The sequence below is a fragment of the Streptomyces sp. NPDC058691 genome, assembly GCF_042714775.1.
Classification (GTDB): domain Bacteria; phylum Actinomycetota; class Actinomycetes; order Streptomycetales; family Streptomycetaceae; genus Actinacidiphila.
The window spans coordinates 41758-57591 of sequence record NZ_JBHXSO010000053.1; the positions used below are offsets into that span (position 1 = coordinate 41758).

Here is a 15834-nt window from a genome sequence, read left to right on the forward strand (position 1 = left end):
GTCTCCTCAGGAGTCGCTCGCCGCGCCGGAACGGCTGCGGGCGACGATCGACGACGCGGCGAAGTTGACGACGAGGGTCATCAGGAAGAGCGCGAGGCCGGCGGCCATCAGCGCCGACATGCCGAACGGGGTCGCCTCGCCGTAGCGCAGGGCGATCAGGGAGGAGACCGAGTTGGCGCCGTTCTGCAGGATGTGCGGCTGGATCGCGAAGACCGGCGAGATGATCATGTACACGGCGATGGTCTCGCCGAGTGCCCGGCCCAGGCCCAGCATGGTGCCGCCGATCATGCCGCCCTTGCCGAAGGGCAGCACGACGCTGCGGATCATGCCCCAGCGGTTCGCGCCGAGCGCGTATGCCCCCTCCCGCTCGCCGACCGGCGCCTGCGAGAAGACCTCCCGCATCACCGAGCAGGTGATCGGCGCGACCATCAGGGCGACGACCATGCCCGCGATGAAGGTGGAGGAGGTGTAGACGGTCGCGGTGGCCAGCGGGTCGTTCGGATCGGCGCCGTCCACCGCGAAGGCCGGGATCCAGCCGAAGTAGGTGGAGATCCAGCGCGAGACGGTGACCACGTGCCCCTGGTAGAAGAACAGACCCCACAGGCCGTAGACCACCGACGGCACGGCGGCCATCAGGTCGACGACACTGATGAGGGTCTGGCGGATCCGCGGCGGGGCGAACTCGGAGATGTAGAGCGCGGTACCGAGTGCGAGCGGCACCGCGAACACGATGGCGACGGTGGCGATGAGCACCGTACCGACGAGCACCGCCGCGATGCCGAAGTTGTGAGCCTCCGGCTCCCACGCCTGAGTGGTGATGAAGGACCACTTCGCGACCGACAACGCCTGCCAGGCCCGGTAGGTCAGGAAGCCGCCGACGAGCAGCATGATCGCGAGGACGAAGGCGCCGCCACCGCGCAGGATGCCCCTGAACACGCGGTCGGACATGCCTGGGTCCGGGTACAGGCGTCTCGGCGGTCGAGGCGCCGGAGCCACTGGCCGTTCGGATATTCGCGTCGTCACGTGCTACGACACTTCTGGGGTGCGGTGGACACCCGCGCACACGAATGTGAACGAGACAGCCCCTAGGGGCAACTTCCGGCAACAGCCGTGTGTGGATTTCACCTCAGTCCGCGTCGTCCCACAAAGCCGTCCGCCCCGAGCCGAGTTCGGTCAGGACCGCGCGGAAACGGTCGTATGCCGTCCGGCACGTCGAGTGCCGCTCGTAGGCGCGGGAGGCCACGGCCACGGACCGGCCACTGGTATCACGCATCCGCCAGACCCAGCCGTTGCCTTCGGCGGAATGATGCAGCTCGCCGGGTAAGCGCTCGGCTTCCGCACACAGTTGCTCGAACGCCGCACGGCACGCGCCGTAGTCTTCGTACACGGTCGCCGCCACGGCGATGACCCGGCCGTTCGACGCGGTGAGCCGCCACGAGTAGGAGCCGTCCGCTTCGATGTCTATCTGGCAGCGCATGCCCGGTAGGGCCGCGCCCCCTCTAAGTGCCGCCATCCCCACCCCTGTTGCCTGATGTCAGGAAACGTTGCATGCGCTGTTCATGGTTGAGCGCTCATGCAGCACACGCAGGGTAATCAGGCAAGAGTGCACTGTGGTCGTGCCGGTTGGCTGCACGCGCCATGCTTCGCGGGGAAGTTGCCCCTCGTTCACCCGGTGGACTCACAGGAACTCCACAGACAAGAGGTCCTCACCGGCAGGCCATCACCGCACCGCCGGCCGTTCACCGGGCGGGCCGCTCCGGCGGGCCGGCGACACGACGGTGCGGCCCGTGGCCGCCGGGTCGACTGAAATTCGGATTGTGTTTCTCCTTCGGTTTCCCGGGAAATCGGCGCAACCGATATTCCGCATTGTTTCCCCCGGGATGAAATCAACGGCCGCCCACTTCGCTCTTTCGAAGAGAGCGTTCCAAAATCTCCACAGCATGAGTACGCTGCACACGTCAATTCGAGTCTGCCAGGGGGAGATTGGCAGGCCGTGGCACTCACCTTGGGGAATTCACATGCGCATTGGCTCAGCAGTCGTCGCCGCTTCCGGCGTCCTTGTCCTGTCCGCCCTCGCCCTTCCGGCCGCTCACGCGGACCAGAGGTACGGCGACACCGACATCACCGGCGTGGTCGTCAACGGCGGTCAGCCCGTCGTCGTCGGCACGGCGGAGAGAGACGTCACCGTCAAGGTCACCGCCACCGACCCGTCCGGCCTCGATCAGATCAACGCCACCCTGTACCACGGCACGTTCGCCGACCAGGACGTCACCGTGCCCTCGGCGGCGGCCTGCGAACCGACCACCGAGACCACCAGCACCTGCACTCTGACCTTCACCCTCACGCCCGGCACCGTCCCGGCCGACGGCTCGCAGGCAGGCGCCTGGAGCGTCTCCGCCTGGGCGATCGCTCCGGACAGCGACGCCGTCTTCCTGGACGCCGCTGCCACCTTCGACGTGCGGCGCGACACCCAGGTGACCGCCGACGCCACCCCCGAACCGGTGAAGTTCGGCAAGAACCTCACCGTCAAGGGCAGTGTCCAGCACGCCGACTGGGCGGCGGGCGCGTACGCCCCCGCCGCGGCCGGCCGCCCCGTCGCGCTGCAGTTCCGCGTGGCCGACTGCGACTCCTGGATCACCGTCAAGACCGTCAAGACCGCTGCCGACGGCACCGTCTCCACCACCGTCCCGGCGCTCATCGACGGCTCCTACCGCTGGTCCTGGGCCGGCACGGCAGACACCGCGGCCGCGGTCTCCGCTGCCGACTTCGTCGACGTCCGCTGAGCCCCGGGCCACTGCCGGCGCCGGACCCCTCACGGGGCCCGGCGCCGCACCGTCTCCGCGGCCGGTGAATTCGACGAGCAAGGGGGTCCTGCGGGGCAAATTCGAGATGAATCCGCCGGACCGGCGTTATCCCGCGCCCGGAAGCAAAACGCGCGCCCGCCGTACGGAATTCGGCCCTGGCGTGCCGTTCTTGTTTTCAGGGGTGTCTTTTCCGCGAGCGGAGCACGCTGGATCGGCCTATTGACGGAGCGACGAAGCGAGCATCCGCCGGGTTGGGTCATTCGTTCTGCCGGCCCGAACCGGAACGCGGACAGCCGGGCGCGGCACTCCCCCGAAATCTCACCGCGTGTGGCCGGCTCCCGAGCCGCCGCAGGGCACCGATGGACTGCGACGGCAGCACGGCCGCCACTCCGGCTCACCCCATGGCGAGCAGGACCACCAGGGCGATCAACGCGGCCACCGCGGGGGCGATCACCTCGTAGGCCCAGCGCACCGTGACCTCGCCCTGGGCGGTGTCACGTCGCGCGTTCTTCTCGGCGAGCTCGCGCAACTCGTCGACGACCTGGTCGGACCAGGCCCTGGTGGAGTCCGTCGCGCCGGGGCGCTTGCTCAAGGTCGCGCCCGGATCGGCCGCGGCCACCGCCCGGGCCCTGGTCCGCGCCGCGCGCTTGCGGGCGCGCAACGACACCGGGACCGCCCACAGCTGGTACTTCTTGCCCCCGGCGAACAGTTCCGTGGAGTACCCGGCACGCAGCCCCTCCACCGCCGCCCAGGGCGCGGTGATCGTCCGGAAGGGGTTGCGCACCCGCAGCCGCTCCTGCCCCGCGTACACCACCGGGCGCAGGCTGAAGGCGGCGATCAGCGAGACGATCAGCACCAGCAGCGCCAGCGCGGCCCAGGGGGTGCGGCCCTCGCCCCGGAAGATCGCGTCGCCGCAGAGCCAGAGGGCGATGGCGAGCATGAGCACGCCGCCGGCGATACCGGCCGTCGAGCGGTAGGACCGGTCGGCGTACTTCGGCTCCCCCGGATCGGGCTGCGGGTCGGGGGCGGGGGTCTGCGAGCTCGTCATGAGATCAGATTGTGCCCGAAGGCCCGCCGCCGCCTCATGGGGCCGAGGTTGCGTTAGTGCATCGGCGTCAGCCGCCCACGGTCTGCTCGTAGACGGTGTCCTGCCTGGAGTCGTAGATCAGCTTCCCCGTCGCGTCATAGCCCTTGACGCGCGGCGCGGAGGTCACCGGCCGGGTGAGTATGCCGGTGGCCGCGTAATAGCCGTGGTCGAGGGCCGCCTCGCTGGTGACGCCTCCATAGGAGACGGTGACCTTGGCGACCTGGGGTTCGACCGTGCCGATGCTGCCCCAGCGATAGGGGAACCGCCAGGCGCTGCTGGTGATCATCGTCTGCTCGTAGAGCTTGGTGGCGTTGATGTCGGGTGCGACGGGACCGCGCCCCGGGTCCTCGCCACCCGCGGAGTTCAGGCCTGAGATCCTCCCGCCCTTCATGGTGCAGATCAGGCGCAGGGCCCCGGCCTCCGGCCTGCCGACCGCGACGACCCTGAAGCCGTCCCCCGGCGCGTTGTCGTCACCGGTTGCCTTCAGGGCGAGGATCACGCGGTAGTCCCCGGCTGCGCCGGAACCGGGCCCGGAGGTCGTCACCTGGGGCTGGTGCCGCCCGTCGAAAGCCAGGCACTCGCCGACCGCCTCGCTCGCCTGCCGCATCGTGATGCCGTCCACGAGTTGCCCCGGGGTGGCCGGGCCCTCGGGGCCGGAGGGCGTGGGGGAAGTGCCCACCACCGGGACGGAGGACTGAGGACGGGCCGTGCCCGCGGTCGTCGCCGGCAAGGTGCCCCCGGCCGGCTGCGCGGTCGCCCCGCGCCCGTCCGGCTGGAAGTGCACGGCCACCGCCGTGCCCGGCACCGCCACGAGTGCCGCCAGACCGGCCCCCGCGGCCGCCATACGGCGCCTGCGGTCGGTCCTGCCCTGCCGCACGATCGAGGCGTACGGCGCCTCACCTGGATGGAACCCGTCCGACTCCCGCTCCAGCAGATCGCGCAGCCTCGCCTCGAACGCGGTGTCCTGCGGGCCCCCCGTCTGCGGTCCGCGCCCGCCGTCCTTGCGTGCCCTGCTCCGGCCCATGCCGTTCATCGGCCCCTCCTCCTGTCTCTGTGTGCCTCGCCGTGGTCCACCGCGCCGGCCCCTCTTCCGGGGCGGCGCCCGTCGCTCCCGCCGCTTCCAGATGGCCGCGGAGTTTGGCCAGGCCTCTGGCCGCCTGGCTCTTGACCGTCCCCACCGAGCAGCCGAGCACGTGCGCGACCTCGGTCTCCGACAGGTCGTCCCAGTACCGCAGGACCACCACGGCCCGCTGCCGGGCGGGCAGTTCGCCGAGCGCCTCCAGCAGCACCTCGCGCTGGGCGACCCGCGCCGTCGGATCGGCCCCCGCGCCGTCCGGCGGAGCGTCGACCAGCCGCTCGGGCACCCGTTTCTTGCGGAACCGGTCCTTGTTGCACGTGATCAGGATCCGGCGCACATAGGCGTCGGGATTGTCCTTGCGCTGGAGCCTGCGCCAGGACCGGTAGGCCTTGGCGAGCGCCGTCTGGGCCAGGTCCTCGGCGTGATGCCTGTCACCTGTGAGCAGATAGGCGGTCCGCACCAGATGGGCCCACCTGGCGCGGACGTAGCCTTGGAACTGCGCTTCGTCGTCCGGATTCATCGATGACCCCCTTCACCTTCCAGACCACCGGTTCGGCGGAATCGGTTGCCGGACCGGGCCGTCGGTCCTCACGAATCCCCCTCCCGGGTAGTGACATGCGCTACGCGCGTAGATATGCTCCCCTGGTGACCATGCCCACCACTGTTCCCGCTCACGGCCCGGACGCCGCGGCGAGGCTGGCGTCGATGTCCGACGTCACGGCCTCCGACGCCGCGCTGCGCCGCTTCCTGCACGGGCTGCCCGGCGTCGACGCGGTCGGCCTCGAGGCCCGCGCCGCAAGCCTCGGCACCCGTTCGATCAAGACCACGGCGAAGGCCTACGCCATCGACCTGGCGATCTCCATGATCGACCTGACCACGCTCGAGGGCGCGGACACCCCGGGCAAGGTCCGGGCGCTGTGCGCCAAGGGCGTCACTCCGGACCCGACCGACCGCACGGCCCCCAAGGTCGCCGCGATCTGCGTCTACCCGGACATGGCCGCCATCGCCAAGGAGTCCCTCGGCGCCTCCGGCGTCCGGGTCGCGTCCGTCGCCACCGCCTTCCCGGCAGGCCGCGCCGCGCTGCCCGTCAAGCTCGCCGACGTCGCCGACGCGGTGGCCGCCGGAGCCGACGAGGTCGACATGGTCATCGACCGCGGCGCCTTCCTCTCCGGCCGCTACCTGAAGGTCTTCGAGGAGATCAAGGCGGTCAAGGAGGCCTGCGGCCGCCCCGGGGGCACCGCCGCCCGCCTCAAGGTGATCTTCGAGACCGGTGAGCTGGCGACGTACGACAACATCCGCCGCGCCTCCTGGCTCGGCATGCTCGCCGGCGCCGACTTCATCAAGACCTCGACCGGCAAGGTCGCGGTCAACGCCACCCCCGCCAACACCCTGCTGATGCTGGAGGCGGTGCGCGACTTCCGCGCCGCCACCGGCGTCCAGATCGGCGTGAAGCCCGCCGGCGGCATCCGCACCTCCAAGGACGCCATCAAGTTCCTGGTGCTGGTGAACGAGACCGTGGGCGACGAGTGGCTGAGCAACGAGTGGTTCCGTTTCGGCGCCTCCAGCCTGCTGAACGACCTGCTCATGCAGCGCCAGAAGCTGAGCACCGGCCGCTACTCCGGTCCCGACTACGTGACGGTGGACTGAGAAACCCCATGACCAAGAACACGCAGAAGACACCCACGCAGCAGCCCGAGCAGCCGAGGCCGGGCTCCGCCTTCGCGTACGCGCCCGCGCCGGAGTCCCGTTCCGTCGTCGACATCGCGCCCTCCTACGGCCTGTTCATCGACGGTGAGTTCGCCGAGGCCGCCGACGGCAGGGTCTTCAAGACCGTCAGCCCCTCGTCCGAGGAGGTGCTCTCCGAGGTCGCCCGGGCCGGTGAGGCGGACGTGGACCGCGCCGTGCGGGCCGCCCGCCGCGCCTTCACCTCGTGGTCGGCGCTGCCCGGCTCCGAGCGGGCCAAGTACCTGTTCCGCATCGCCCGGATCGTCCAGGAGCGCTCGCGCGAACTGGCCGTGCTGGAGTCGCTGGACAACGGCAAGCCGATCAAGGAGACCCGCGACGCCGACCTCCCCCTGGTCGCCGCGCACTTCTTCTACTACGCGGGCTGGGCGGACAAGCTCTCGCACGCCGGCTACGGCCCGAACCCGCGCCCGCTGGGCGTGGCCGGCCAGGTCATCCCCTGGAACTTCCCGCTGCTGATGCTGGCGTGGAAGATCGCCCCGGCGCTGGCCGCCGGCAACACCGTGGTCCTCAAGCCCGCCGAGACCACGCCGCTGTCCGCGCTGTTCTTCGCCGACATCTGCCGCCAGGCGGGCCTGCCGAGGGGCGTCGTCAACATCCTCCCCGGCTACGGTGACGCGGGCGCGGCCCTCGTCTCGCACGAGGACGTGGACAAGGTCGCCTTCACCGGCTCCACCGCGGTCGGCAAGCAGATCGCCCGCAGCGTCGCCGGCACGAAGAAGAAGGTCACGCTGGAGCTGGGCGGCAAGGGCGCCAACATCGTCTTCGACGACGCCCCGATCGACCAGGCCGTCGAGGGGATCGTCAACGGCATCTTCTTCAACCAGGGCCAGGTCTGCTGCGCCGGCTCCCGCCTGCTGCTCCAGGAGTCGGTGGCCGACGAGGTGCTGGACGCGCTCAAGCGCCGCCTGTCGACGCTGCGCGTGGGCGACCCGCTGGACAAGAACACCGACGTCGGCGCCATCAACTCCGCCGAGCAGCTGGCGCGGATCACCGCGCTCGCCGAGGCCGGCGAGGCCGAGGGCGCCGAGCGCTGGTCGCCCGAGTGCGAACTGCCCTCGTCCGGCTACTGGTTCGCGCCGACGCTCTTCACCGGCGTCACCCAGGCGCACCGCATCGCCCGCGAGGAGATCTTCGGCCCGGTGCTGTCGGTGCTGACCTTCCGCACCCCGGCCGAGGCCGTGGAGAAGGCCAACAACACCCCGTACGGCCTGTCGGCCGGCATCTGGACGGAGAAGGGCTCGCGCATCCTGTCGGTCGCGAACCAGCTCCGCGCGGGCGTGGTGTGGGCCAACACGTTCAACAAGTTCGACCCGACCTCGCCCTTCGGCGGTTACAAGGAGTCGGGCTTCGGCCGCGAGGGCGGCCGGCACGGTCTGGAGGGGTACCTCGATGTCTGAGAAGGCTGAGAAGTCTGAGGCGGCGCGGCTGTCCGTCTTCAAGACCTACAAGCTGTTCGTCGGGGGCAAGTTCCCCCGCAGCGAGAGCGGGCGGGTGTACGAGGTGACCGACTCCAAGGGCGACTGGCTCGCCAACGCCCCGCAGTCGTCCCGCAAGGACGCCCGTGACGCGGTCTCCGCCGCCCGCAAGGCCGTCGCCGGCTGGTCCGGCGCGACCGCGTACAACCGGGGCCAGGTCCTCTACCGCGTCGCGGAGATGCTGGAGGGCCGCCGGGACCAGTTCGTGCGCGAGGTCGGCGAGGCCGAGGGGCTGTCGAAGTCCAAGGCGGCCGCCGTCGTGGACGCCGCGATCGACCGCTGGGTCTGGTACGCGGGGTGGACCGACAAGATCGCGCAGGTCGTCGGCGGCGCCAACCCGGTGGCGGGGCCGTACTTCAACCTCTCCAGCCCCGAGCCCACCGGCGTCGTGGCGGTCCTCGCACCGCAGGAGTCGTCCTTCCTCGGCCTGGTCTCGGTGATCGCCCCGGTGATCGCCACCGGCAACACCGCGGTCGTCGTCACCAGCGAGAAGGCCCCGCTGCCCGCGCTGTCGCTGGGCGAGGTGCTGGCCACCTCGGACGTACCCGGCGGCGTGGTCAACCTGCTGTCCGGCCGGACGTCCGAGGTCGCGCCGACGCTCGCCGCGCACCAGGACGTCAACGCCATCGACCTCGCGGGCGCGGCGCACGACGCCGATCTGGCCCGGGAGCTGGAGGTGGCCGCCGCGGACAACCTCAAGCGGGTGCTGCGTCCACAGGCTGTGGACTGGGCGGCCGAACCCGGCACGGAGCGCATGACCGCGTTCCTGGAGACGAAGACCGTGTGGCACCCGGCGGGTGCGGGCGCGGGCTCCGGCTCCGCCTACTGACTCCGACTCCCCGGCGGCGCCTCCCGCCGCCGGGGAGCATCGGGCAGTCTCACTCGGCCGAATCGGCGGCCCCCGTGCCCCCGGCGTCGTCCGCCGTCGTGTCCGCCAATAAGGAGACGAAGCGTTCGTACGCCGTCTGGCAGGTCGAGTAACGCTCGTAGGCGCGGGGGGAGACGGCCAGGGTGCGGCCCTGCCCGTCGCGCGCGGCCCAGCACCACCCGCTGCCGTCGCCGGGGGCGTGCAGCATCACACAACCGAGCTCGCCGATCTCGCTCTTGAGGAGCTTGAAGTCGGCGCGACAGGTGTCGGGATCGGGCCGTCCCTCGGCCGACACCGCCACCACCCGGCCGTTGTTCGCCTTCATGCGCCAGTGGTGGTCCCCGTCGGCGGACCGCTCGACGCCCCACCGTGCACCCGGCGCAGGTCCGCGGTCCTTGCGTGCGGCCATCACTTGCCCCTCCAGCCCTTCCGCTCATCCGGCCCGAGCCGCCGCTGCGGCTGATCTCGGTTCGCGGAATGTAGTGGGCGGTGGCGCGCCTGACGTCCCATCGGTCCGAATACCGAAAGGGCTTCACACCGAAGTTGTCCCTCATTCACGCGGGACGACGCGCCCCGCCTGACCGAAAGTCGCTGGTCAGAGCGGGGCGAAGCGGAAACGACGGTCAGTGGCCCTGGAGCGTGCGCACCAGGCCGCCGACGAGCGGCAGATCGGCGACCGAGCGGCTGTCGGCGACCGGCTTGGTGAGCATGGCGGTGGACACCGGCTTGAAGTCGCTGACCTGCGAACCCACCGCGTTGTCGAGGGGGTTGACGGTGGTGCGCGCCAGGGGGTTGACCGGCAGGTAGTTGATGGTGCCGACGACGGCCGACGCGGTCTCCTTGGCGGACTTGGCGGACTTGTCGGCGCTGCCCTGCCCGTCGGGCTGCGCCGCGCCCGCCTGCGCCGCCCCGGCCACCGCGAGGGCGGCGACGGACGACACCGCGAGGGCTGCGGTGCGAAGGAGGGTACGGGAGAGCTGCGCCATGAAAGTCCACCTGCCTGGTCACTGAACCGGTGCCGGGCCGGAGACCGGAGCCGGTCGCGGGCCGGCGGCCGTCTCCGTACGCGACAATGTCGTCACGTACGGTAGTTGGTTGAACATCACCCGTCCAAAGCATGTCCCCGAGGGTCACTCCAAAGGCCGAATGCCTCACACTGGTGTTCCGTGAGCTCCCACCCCGCCGCCCGCGTGATCCTGCTGACCGGCCCCTCCGGGTCCGGCAAGTCCTCGCTCGCCGCCCGTACCGGGCTGCCGATCCTCCGCCTGGACGACTTCTACAAGGAGGGCGACGACCCGACCCTCCCGATGCTGCCGAGCGGCATCGGCGCCGACTGGGACTCGCCGCAGTCCTGGAACGCCGACGCCGCCCTCGACGCCGTCGCCGAACTGTGCGCGAGCGGCCGCACCGAGGTGCCGGACTACGACCTCGCCTCCAGCTCCATCATCGGCCGCACGGCCGTGGAGCTCGGCGGGGCACCGCTGTTCATCGCCGAGGGCATCTTCGCCGCCGACATCGCCGCGCGGTGCGACGGCCTCGGGCTGCTCGCCGACGCCCTGTGCCTGAGCCGGGGGGCGGTCACCACCGCCCGCCGCCGCTTCGCCCGGGATCTGCGCGAGGGCCGCAAGTCGGTGCCCTTCCTGCTGCGCCGCGGCTGGAACCTGATGCGGGCCGAACGGCACATCGTGGCCCGGCACTCGGCGCTCGGGGCCCATGTGTGCGACCGGGACGAGGCGCTGGAACGGATCATCGGTGCCCGGGTCGAATCGGTTCCCGTCCGGGTCTGAACGAAACGGCGCCCACGTCCGTATGACATGGACGAGGGAGCGGTGCGCACAGACCCCCCGCTGTACGCGACCGCTCCCTCTTCCCCCTCCCCCCGCTGTGGAGCCCCCGCTCCCCCGATCCCCCCGGGGGCTCCGCGGCGTCAGGCCACCAGCTCGCCGAACGCCCCTTCCTCGTCGACGCCCGCGCTGAGCGTCTGGTCCTCGCGCAGCCGGCGCAGGGAGCGCCAGATGCTGCTCTTCACCGTGCCGACGCTGATGCCGAGGATGTCGGCGATCTCCGGGTCGGTCCGGCCCTCGTAGTAGCGGAGCACCAGCATCGTGCGCTGGGTCTCCGGCAGCTTGGCGAGCGCCTGCCAGAGCACGGCCCGCAGTTCGGTGCCGCGCATCTCGTCGGAGTCGCCCACCGTCTCCGGCAGCTCCTCGGTCGGGTACTCGTTGAGCTTGCGGCGCCGCCAGGCGCTGATGTGCAGATTGGTCATGGTGCGGCGGAGGTAGCCCCCGACCGCCGCCTTGTCGCTGATCCGGTCCCAGGCCCGGTAGGTGGAGAACAGCGCGCTCTGCAGCAGGTCCTCCGCCTCGAACCGGTCACCGGTCAGGTGGTACGCGGTCGCGTACAGAGAGGCCCGGCGCTCCTGGACGTAGGCGGTGAAGTCCGCCTCCGCCGAGAGCCGCCGCTCCTCCTCGCCGCCCGTGGCCGGGCCGGCGAGATCCCCCGAGGCCCCCGTGGCCTCTCCGTACGCGACACCCCCGTGTCCCCCGTGACCGCCCTCGATCGCCGTGAAGTACAGCGGCCGGTTGCGGATCACCCCACGTCCGGTGCCACGAGCGCACCCCCGCCCGCCCGTGGCACCGGACTTCTCCACGCCCCGCCCCGCGGTGTGCACCGCTGCGGCCGGGCGAAGCTCCTCGTTGCAGACATGCTGGTGGGAGACGAGCGGGAGCGGCTGAAGTACTGCCGTCGTCATGCTGTGCAGTGCGTTCATTTCGCGCCCCCGTGGGTGGAGCCTGCCTGGTGTCTGTCTTGGTCCGGCGGGAGCTTCGTCCAGGGAGGCCCTCGCCGTGAGCAATAGACTGCCGGGCCAGTTTCATGACGCTGTCCGCCGAGTGTCACAGGCCCGTCACAGACGCCACAGGTACCTTCCGCGGCCATCCTTGGTGGAGAATGCGGGCGTGCCTTTCCTGTTGCTGATCGAGGACGACGACGCCATCCGAGCGAGCCTCGAACTCGCCCTGTCACGCCAAGGCCACCGAGTGGTGGCCGCGGCGACGGGCGAGGACGGGCTGAAGCTGCTGCGCGAGCAGCGGCCGGACCTGATCGTGCTGGACGTCATGCTGCCCGGGATCGACGGTTTCGAGGTCTGCCGGCGTATCCGGCGCACCGACCAACTGCCGATCATCCTTCTGACCGCCCGAAGCGACGACATCGACGTCGTCGTGGGCCTGGAGTCCGGCGCGGACGACTACGTCCTCAAGCCGATCCAGCCGCGGGTGCTGGACGCCCGCATCCGCGCGGTGCTGCGCCGCGGCGAGCGGGACAGCTCCGACTCGGCGGCCTTCGGCAGCATCGTGATCGACCGGTCCGCGATGACCGTCACGAAGAACGGCGAGGACCTGCAACTGACCCCCACCGAGCTGCGCCTGCTGCTGGAGCTCAGCCGCCGGCCCGGGCAGGCGCTGTCCCGGCAGCAACTGCTGCGCCTGGTGTGGGAGCACGACTACCTCGGTGACTCCCGCCTGGTCGACGCGTGTGTGCAGCGGTTGCGCGCGAAGATCGAGGACGTGCCGTCGTCACCCACCCTGATCCGTACCGTCAGGGGCGTCGGATACCGCCTGGACGCCCCGGCGTGAATCCAGGGCAGCACGAGCACACCACCGAGGACGACCCCGCGGAGCAGCGGCTGAACGGCTGGCGATCAAGGTTGCTGAGGCTCACGAGCCTGCGGCTGCGCCTGGTGGCGGTCTTCGCCGCCGTGGCGCTGGCCGCCGCCGTGTCCGCCTCCGGCATCGCGTACTGGCTCAACCGCGACGCCGTGCTGACCCGTGCCCAGAACGCGGCGCTGAACGACTTCCGCGCCTCGATGACGCGCAACGCGGGGTCGCTGCCGCGCCATCCGTCCTGCGACAAGCTGGCCGAGGCCACGCGCAGCATCGGCGCGAGCACGCAGAACTACCAGGTGATCCTGATCGGCACCGGGCCGGACGGCGAGCGCTGCGCGACCAAGTCGAGCAGCGACGGCCTCTCCCTGGACGCGGTGCCGCCGTCGCTGCGCAAGGCCGTCGAGAAGCGCAACCCGAAGCAGGGCGACCCCGCCGAGTACCACCTGTACTGGCAGCGGATCACCCGTGGCGGCCAGCCCTACCTGGTGGGCGGCGCCAAGGTGATCGGGGGCGGCCCGACCGGCTACATGTTCAAGTCGCTCGAGGCCGAGCGCAAGGACCTCAACTCGCTTGCCTGGTCGCTCGGCATCGCGACCGCCCTCGCCCTGATCGGCGCCGCGCTGCTGGCGCAGGCCGCCGCCTCCACCGTGCTGCGGCCCGTGGCCCGGCTCGGCGACGCCGCGCGACGGCTCGGCGAGGGCAAGCTCGACACCCGGCTGCGCGTGACCGGCACCGACGAACTCGCCGAGCTGTCAAGGACGTTCAACCGCACCGCCGAGCGCCTGGAGCGGCGCGTGGACGAGCTCAGCCAGCGCGAGGCGGCCAGCCGCCGCTTCGTCGCCGACATGTCGCACGAACTGCGCACCCCGCTGACCGCGATCACCGCCGTCACCGAGGTGCTGGAGGACGAGGCCGACTCGCTCGACCCGATGATCGCACCGGCGGTGCGGCTGGTGGTGAGCGAGACCAAGCGGCTGGGCGAGCTGGTGGAGAACCTGATGGAGGTCACCCGGTTCGACGCGGGCACCGCCCGGCTCGTCGAGGACGCGGTGGACGTCTCCGACATGGTCACCGCCTGCATGGACACCCGTGCCTGGCTGGACGCGGTCGATCTCGACGCCCCGCGCGGCATCATCGCGCGGCTCGACCCGCGCCGCCTCGACGTCATCCTGGCCAACCTGATCGGCAACGCCCTCAAGCACGGCGGCTCGCCGGTCCGGGTCAAGGTGCGGCAGGACGGTGACGAACTGGTCGTTGAGGTCGCCGACAACGGCCCCGGCATCCCCGAGGACGTCCTGCCGCACGTCTTCGACCGGTTCTTCAAGGCCGACGCCTCCCGCGCCCGTTCCGAGGGCAGCGGCCTGGGCCTGTCGATCGCGCTGGAGAACGCGCACATCCACGGCGGCGGCATCACCGCGGCCAACGCCCCCGGCGGGGGCGCGGTCTTCACACTGCGGCTGCCGATGGGCGGTGGGGACGACGACCTCGCCCCGGAGCCCGAGGAAGGAAACGTGAGCACGTGACGCAGCCGCCCCGGGGCACCGCCCCGCACCCCGCGGTGCCGCGTGCCGCCGGACGGTGGCGTGCCCCGCTCCTCGCCGTGCTGTGCGCGGCGCTGGCGGCCGGCTGCGGCATCCGCACCACCTCCGTGCCGGTGGACGCGGGACCGGCTCCGTCGCGGGTGTCGTGCGCGGTGCCGGACGACAGCCGGTCGACGGCGTCCGCCTCCCCTTCCGCTTCCGCCTCCCCTTCCGCCTCCGGCTCCGCGTCGCCTTCCGCCTCGGCGCCGGCTGCGACGCGCGCCGCGGAGTCCACCGCCACCGTGTACCTGGTGTGCAGCCAGCAGGTCGCCGATGTGCACCGCAAGGTCGCCCTCACCGAGCTGACCCGGCTCGGCACGGCCGTGGTGCTCCTGCGCGAACTGCAGCAACGCCTCGGGACGGCCGAGGCGGCGGCCGGTTTCGGCACCGCCGTGCAGGGCGACCTCGCCGTGGAGGGACCGCACCCCGGTGATCCCCGGGACGCACTGCGGCTGAGCGCGCCGCTGTCGGACCTGCCGCCGTTCGCGCTCGCGCAGTTGGTGTGCACGTTCGCGGGCGATCGGGCGCTGTCCTCGGACGGCTCGGTGGTGCTGGGTGGCTCGGACGACACAAAGGTGCGTCGTTTCACCTGCACCAGCGCCCTGCGCACGGACCCCGAGGCGGCGGAAACCGCTGGAACCGCCGTGAAGTGACGGACGTCCTTCCCTTCGTGCGGCGCGACGGCTCTCTCCCCAAAGTGCGCGCGGTGGGCCTGATACTCGCCGCGGTTCATCTGACCCTGGTGGGGTGGCTGTTGCTGCGTCCGCAGTACGTCGCCTGGGTCGACGCGCCCAACCTGCGCCCCCTGGCGACGATCCACGCCGACCTGGCCCTGCCGCCCCTGGACGCGGCCCGTGAGCTGGGCGCGGGACTGGTGCTGCTGGCCCCGCTGGGAGTGCTGCTGCCCATGGCCGGGGGGCGCGCACGGGCCTCCGGCCCGGGCTCGTTCGCGCGGACGGTGTTCGCCGGCCTGATGATCTCGCTGGCCCTGGAGTTCATGCAGACCGGCGTGCCGGGCCAGATCTTCGACGTCGACGCCCTGCTGCTCAACACCGCCGGCGTCGCCCTGGCCCACCTCGCGGTCGTGCCGGCCGCGCGTGCCTGGCTGCGGCGGCGCGGTGAGCGTGTCGCGGCCCCGGCCGGCTCTCAGGGCCGGACCCCGAGGATTCACAGGGTCGGGATCGCCCCGTAGAGCGAGGATTCACGGCGGTATGCGCTCGTACGGTGGTGACATCGGCCGGAGCGACCGGCCTGGAACTCCCGAAGGAGCACCCGCCATGTCCGCTCTGGTCCGCCCGCGTCACGGCCGGATGATCGCCGGCGTCTGCGCCGGGCTCGCCGACCGGTTCGGCACCTCGCACACCACCATGCGCGTGATCTTCCTGCTCTCCTGCCTCCTGCCCGGCCCGCAGTTCCTGCTCTACCTGGCGCTGTGGGTCGTGCTGCCGGCCGAGGGGCGCCCCTCCGCCGCGCTGTAGCCGCCGGCGCCGGGAACGCGCGAGGGCCGCACCCCCTGGCAGGGGGTGCGGCC

17 protein-coding genes and 1 pseudogene are annotated in these 15834 nt (G+C 71.5%); 10 read left to right on the forward strand and 8 right to left on the reverse strand.

Features of this window, described 5'->3' with window-relative positions:
• Positions 1 to 6: 6 nt before the first annotated feature.
• Both pstC and ACFWVC_RS30165 read right to left on the reverse strand, forming a co-directional pair.
• The gene (gene pstC / locus ACFWVC_RS30160; protein WP_384294224.1) at positions 7 to 948 is read right to left on the reverse strand and encodes a phosphate ABC transporter permease subunit PstC; all 942 of its coding nucleotides are present in this window, start codon (positions 946 to 948) and stop codon (positions 7 to 9) included.
• 178 nt (positions 949 to 1126) lie between these two features.
• Positions 1127 to 1477 (reverse strand): DUF1508 domain-containing protein, encoded by a 351-nt coding sequence (locus ACFWVC_RS30165; protein ID WP_384294227.1) that lies wholly within the window; start codon positions 1475 to 1477, stop codon positions 1127 to 1129.
• A 541-nt stretch (positions 1478 to 2018) separates the two neighbouring features.
• Here ACFWVC_RS30165 and ACFWVC_RS30170 point away from each other — a divergent pair.
• The gene (locus ACFWVC_RS30170; protein ID WP_384294230.1) at positions 2019 to 2783 is read left to right on the forward strand and encodes a DUF5707 domain-containing protein; all 765 of its coding nucleotides are present in this window, start codon (positions 2019 to 2021) and stop codon (positions 2781 to 2783) included.
• 415 nt (positions 2784 to 3198) lie between these two features.
• Here ACFWVC_RS30170 and ACFWVC_RS30175 read toward each other — a convergent pair whose 3' ends face one another.
• The 3 genes and pseudogenes from ACFWVC_RS30175 to ACFWVC_RS30185 form a co-directional block, all read right to left on the reverse strand.
• Positions 3199 to 3852 (reverse strand): PH domain-containing protein, encoded by a 654-nt coding sequence (locus tag ACFWVC_RS30175; protein WP_384294234.1) that lies wholly within the window; start codon positions 3850 to 3852, stop codon positions 3199 to 3201.
• Positions 3853 to 3919: 67 nt separating this feature from the next.
• Complete coding sequence (locus tag ACFWVC_RS30180) at positions 3920 to 4924, reverse strand: hypothetical protein (protein WP_384294238.1); 1005 nt, start codon at positions 4922 to 4924, stop codon at positions 3920 to 3922.
• A 46-nt stretch (positions 4925 to 4970) separates the two neighbouring features.
• A pseudogene (locus ACFWVC_RS30185) lies at positions 4971 to 5489 on the reverse strand (SigE family RNA polymerase sigma factor); the annotation flags it as partial.
• 131 nt (positions 5490 to 5620) lie between these two features.
• Between ACFWVC_RS30185 and deoC the strand changes: the two are divergent.
• From deoC to ACFWVC_RS30200, 3 genes are read left to right on the forward strand one after another with little or no spacing between them, the layout of a single operon-like run.
• Positions 5621 to 6616: a deoxyribose-phosphate aldolase gene (gene deoC / locus ACFWVC_RS30190; RefSeq protein ID WP_384294282.1), complete on the forward strand. Its 996-nt coding sequence runs from the start codon at positions 5621 to 5623 to the stop codon at positions 6614 to 6616.
• Positions 6617 to 6624: 8 nt separating this feature from the next.
• The gene (locus tag ACFWVC_RS30195) at positions 6625 to 8112 is read left to right on the forward strand and encodes an aldehyde dehydrogenase family protein (protein WP_384294241.1); all 1488 of its coding nucleotides are present in this window, start codon (positions 6625 to 6627) and stop codon (positions 8110 to 8112) included.
• The gene (locus ACFWVC_RS30200) at positions 8105 to 9019 is read left to right on the forward strand and encodes an aldehyde dehydrogenase family protein (RefSeq protein WP_384294246.1); all 915 of its coding nucleotides are present in this window, start codon (positions 8105 to 8107) and stop codon (positions 9017 to 9019) included. The genes ACFWVC_RS30195 and ACFWVC_RS30200 overlap by 8 nt, the downstream gene beginning before the upstream one ends.
• 49 nt (positions 9020 to 9068) lie before the next feature.
• Here the strand turns inward: ACFWVC_RS30200 and ACFWVC_RS30205 are convergent, their stop codons facing one another.
• The gene (locus tag ACFWVC_RS30205) at positions 9069 to 9467 is read right to left on the reverse strand and encodes a hypothetical protein (protein ID WP_384294251.1); all 399 of its coding nucleotides are present in this window, start codon (positions 9465 to 9467) and stop codon (positions 9069 to 9071) included.
• A gap of 214 nt (positions 9468 to 9681) precedes the next feature.
• On the reverse strand, positions 9682 to 10044 hold the full coding sequence (locus tag ACFWVC_RS30210; protein WP_384294255.1) for a hypothetical protein: 363 nt from the start codon (positions 10042 to 10044) through the stop codon (positions 9682 to 9684).
• A 180-nt stretch (positions 10045 to 10224) separates the two neighbouring features.
• Here ACFWVC_RS30210 and ACFWVC_RS30215 point away from each other — a divergent pair, with 180 nt between their 5' ends.
• Positions 10225 to 10845 carry a uridine kinase gene (locus ACFWVC_RS30215; RefSeq protein WP_384294258.1) on the forward strand — a complete coding sequence of 207 codons (621 nt, stop codon included), beginning with the start codon at positions 10225 to 10227 and terminating at the stop codon, positions 10843 to 10845.
• Between the two features lie 140 nt (positions 10846 to 10985).
• Here ACFWVC_RS30215 and ACFWVC_RS30220 read toward each other — a convergent pair whose 3' ends face one another.
• Positions 10986 to 11828, reverse strand: coding sequence for a SigE family RNA polymerase sigma factor (locus tag ACFWVC_RS30220; RefSeq protein ID WP_384294260.1), 843 nt, complete (start codon positions 11826 to 11828; stop codon positions 10986 to 10988).
• A 187-nt stretch (positions 11829 to 12015) separates the two neighbouring features.
• On the opposite strand from ACFWVC_RS30220, the gene ACFWVC_RS30225 reads away from it, so the two are divergent.
• From ACFWVC_RS30225 to ACFWVC_RS30245, 5 genes are all read left to right on the forward strand, one after another.
• Positions 12016 to 12693, forward strand: coding sequence for a response regulator transcription factor (locus tag ACFWVC_RS30225; RefSeq protein WP_319658662.1), 678 nt, complete (start codon positions 12016 to 12018; stop codon positions 12691 to 12693).
• The gene (locus ACFWVC_RS30230) at positions 12690 to 14246 is read left to right on the forward strand and encodes an ATP-binding protein (RefSeq protein WP_384294264.1); all 1557 of its coding nucleotides are present in this window, start codon (positions 12690 to 12692) and stop codon (positions 14244 to 14246) included. The genes ACFWVC_RS30225 and ACFWVC_RS30230 overlap by 4 nt, the downstream gene beginning before the upstream one ends.
• Positions 14243 to 14956, forward strand: a complete 714-nt coding sequence (locus tag ACFWVC_RS30235) for a hypothetical protein (RefSeq protein ID WP_384294266.1) — start codon at positions 14243 to 14245, stop codon at positions 14954 to 14956. The genes ACFWVC_RS30230 and ACFWVC_RS30235 overlap by 4 nt, the downstream gene beginning before the upstream one ends.
• A gap of 53 nt (positions 14957 to 15009) precedes the next feature.
• Positions 15010 to 15495: a VanZ family protein gene (locus ACFWVC_RS30240; RefSeq protein WP_384294268.1), complete on the forward strand. Its 486-nt coding sequence runs from the start codon at positions 15010 to 15012 to the stop codon at positions 15493 to 15495.
• Positions 15496 to 15580: 85 nt separating this feature from the next.
• Positions 15581 to 15781: a PspC domain-containing protein gene (locus ACFWVC_RS30245; protein ID WP_384294271.1), complete on the forward strand. Its 201-nt coding sequence runs from the start codon at positions 15581 to 15583 to the stop codon at positions 15779 to 15781.
• Positions 15782 to 15834: the final 53 nt, after the last annotated feature.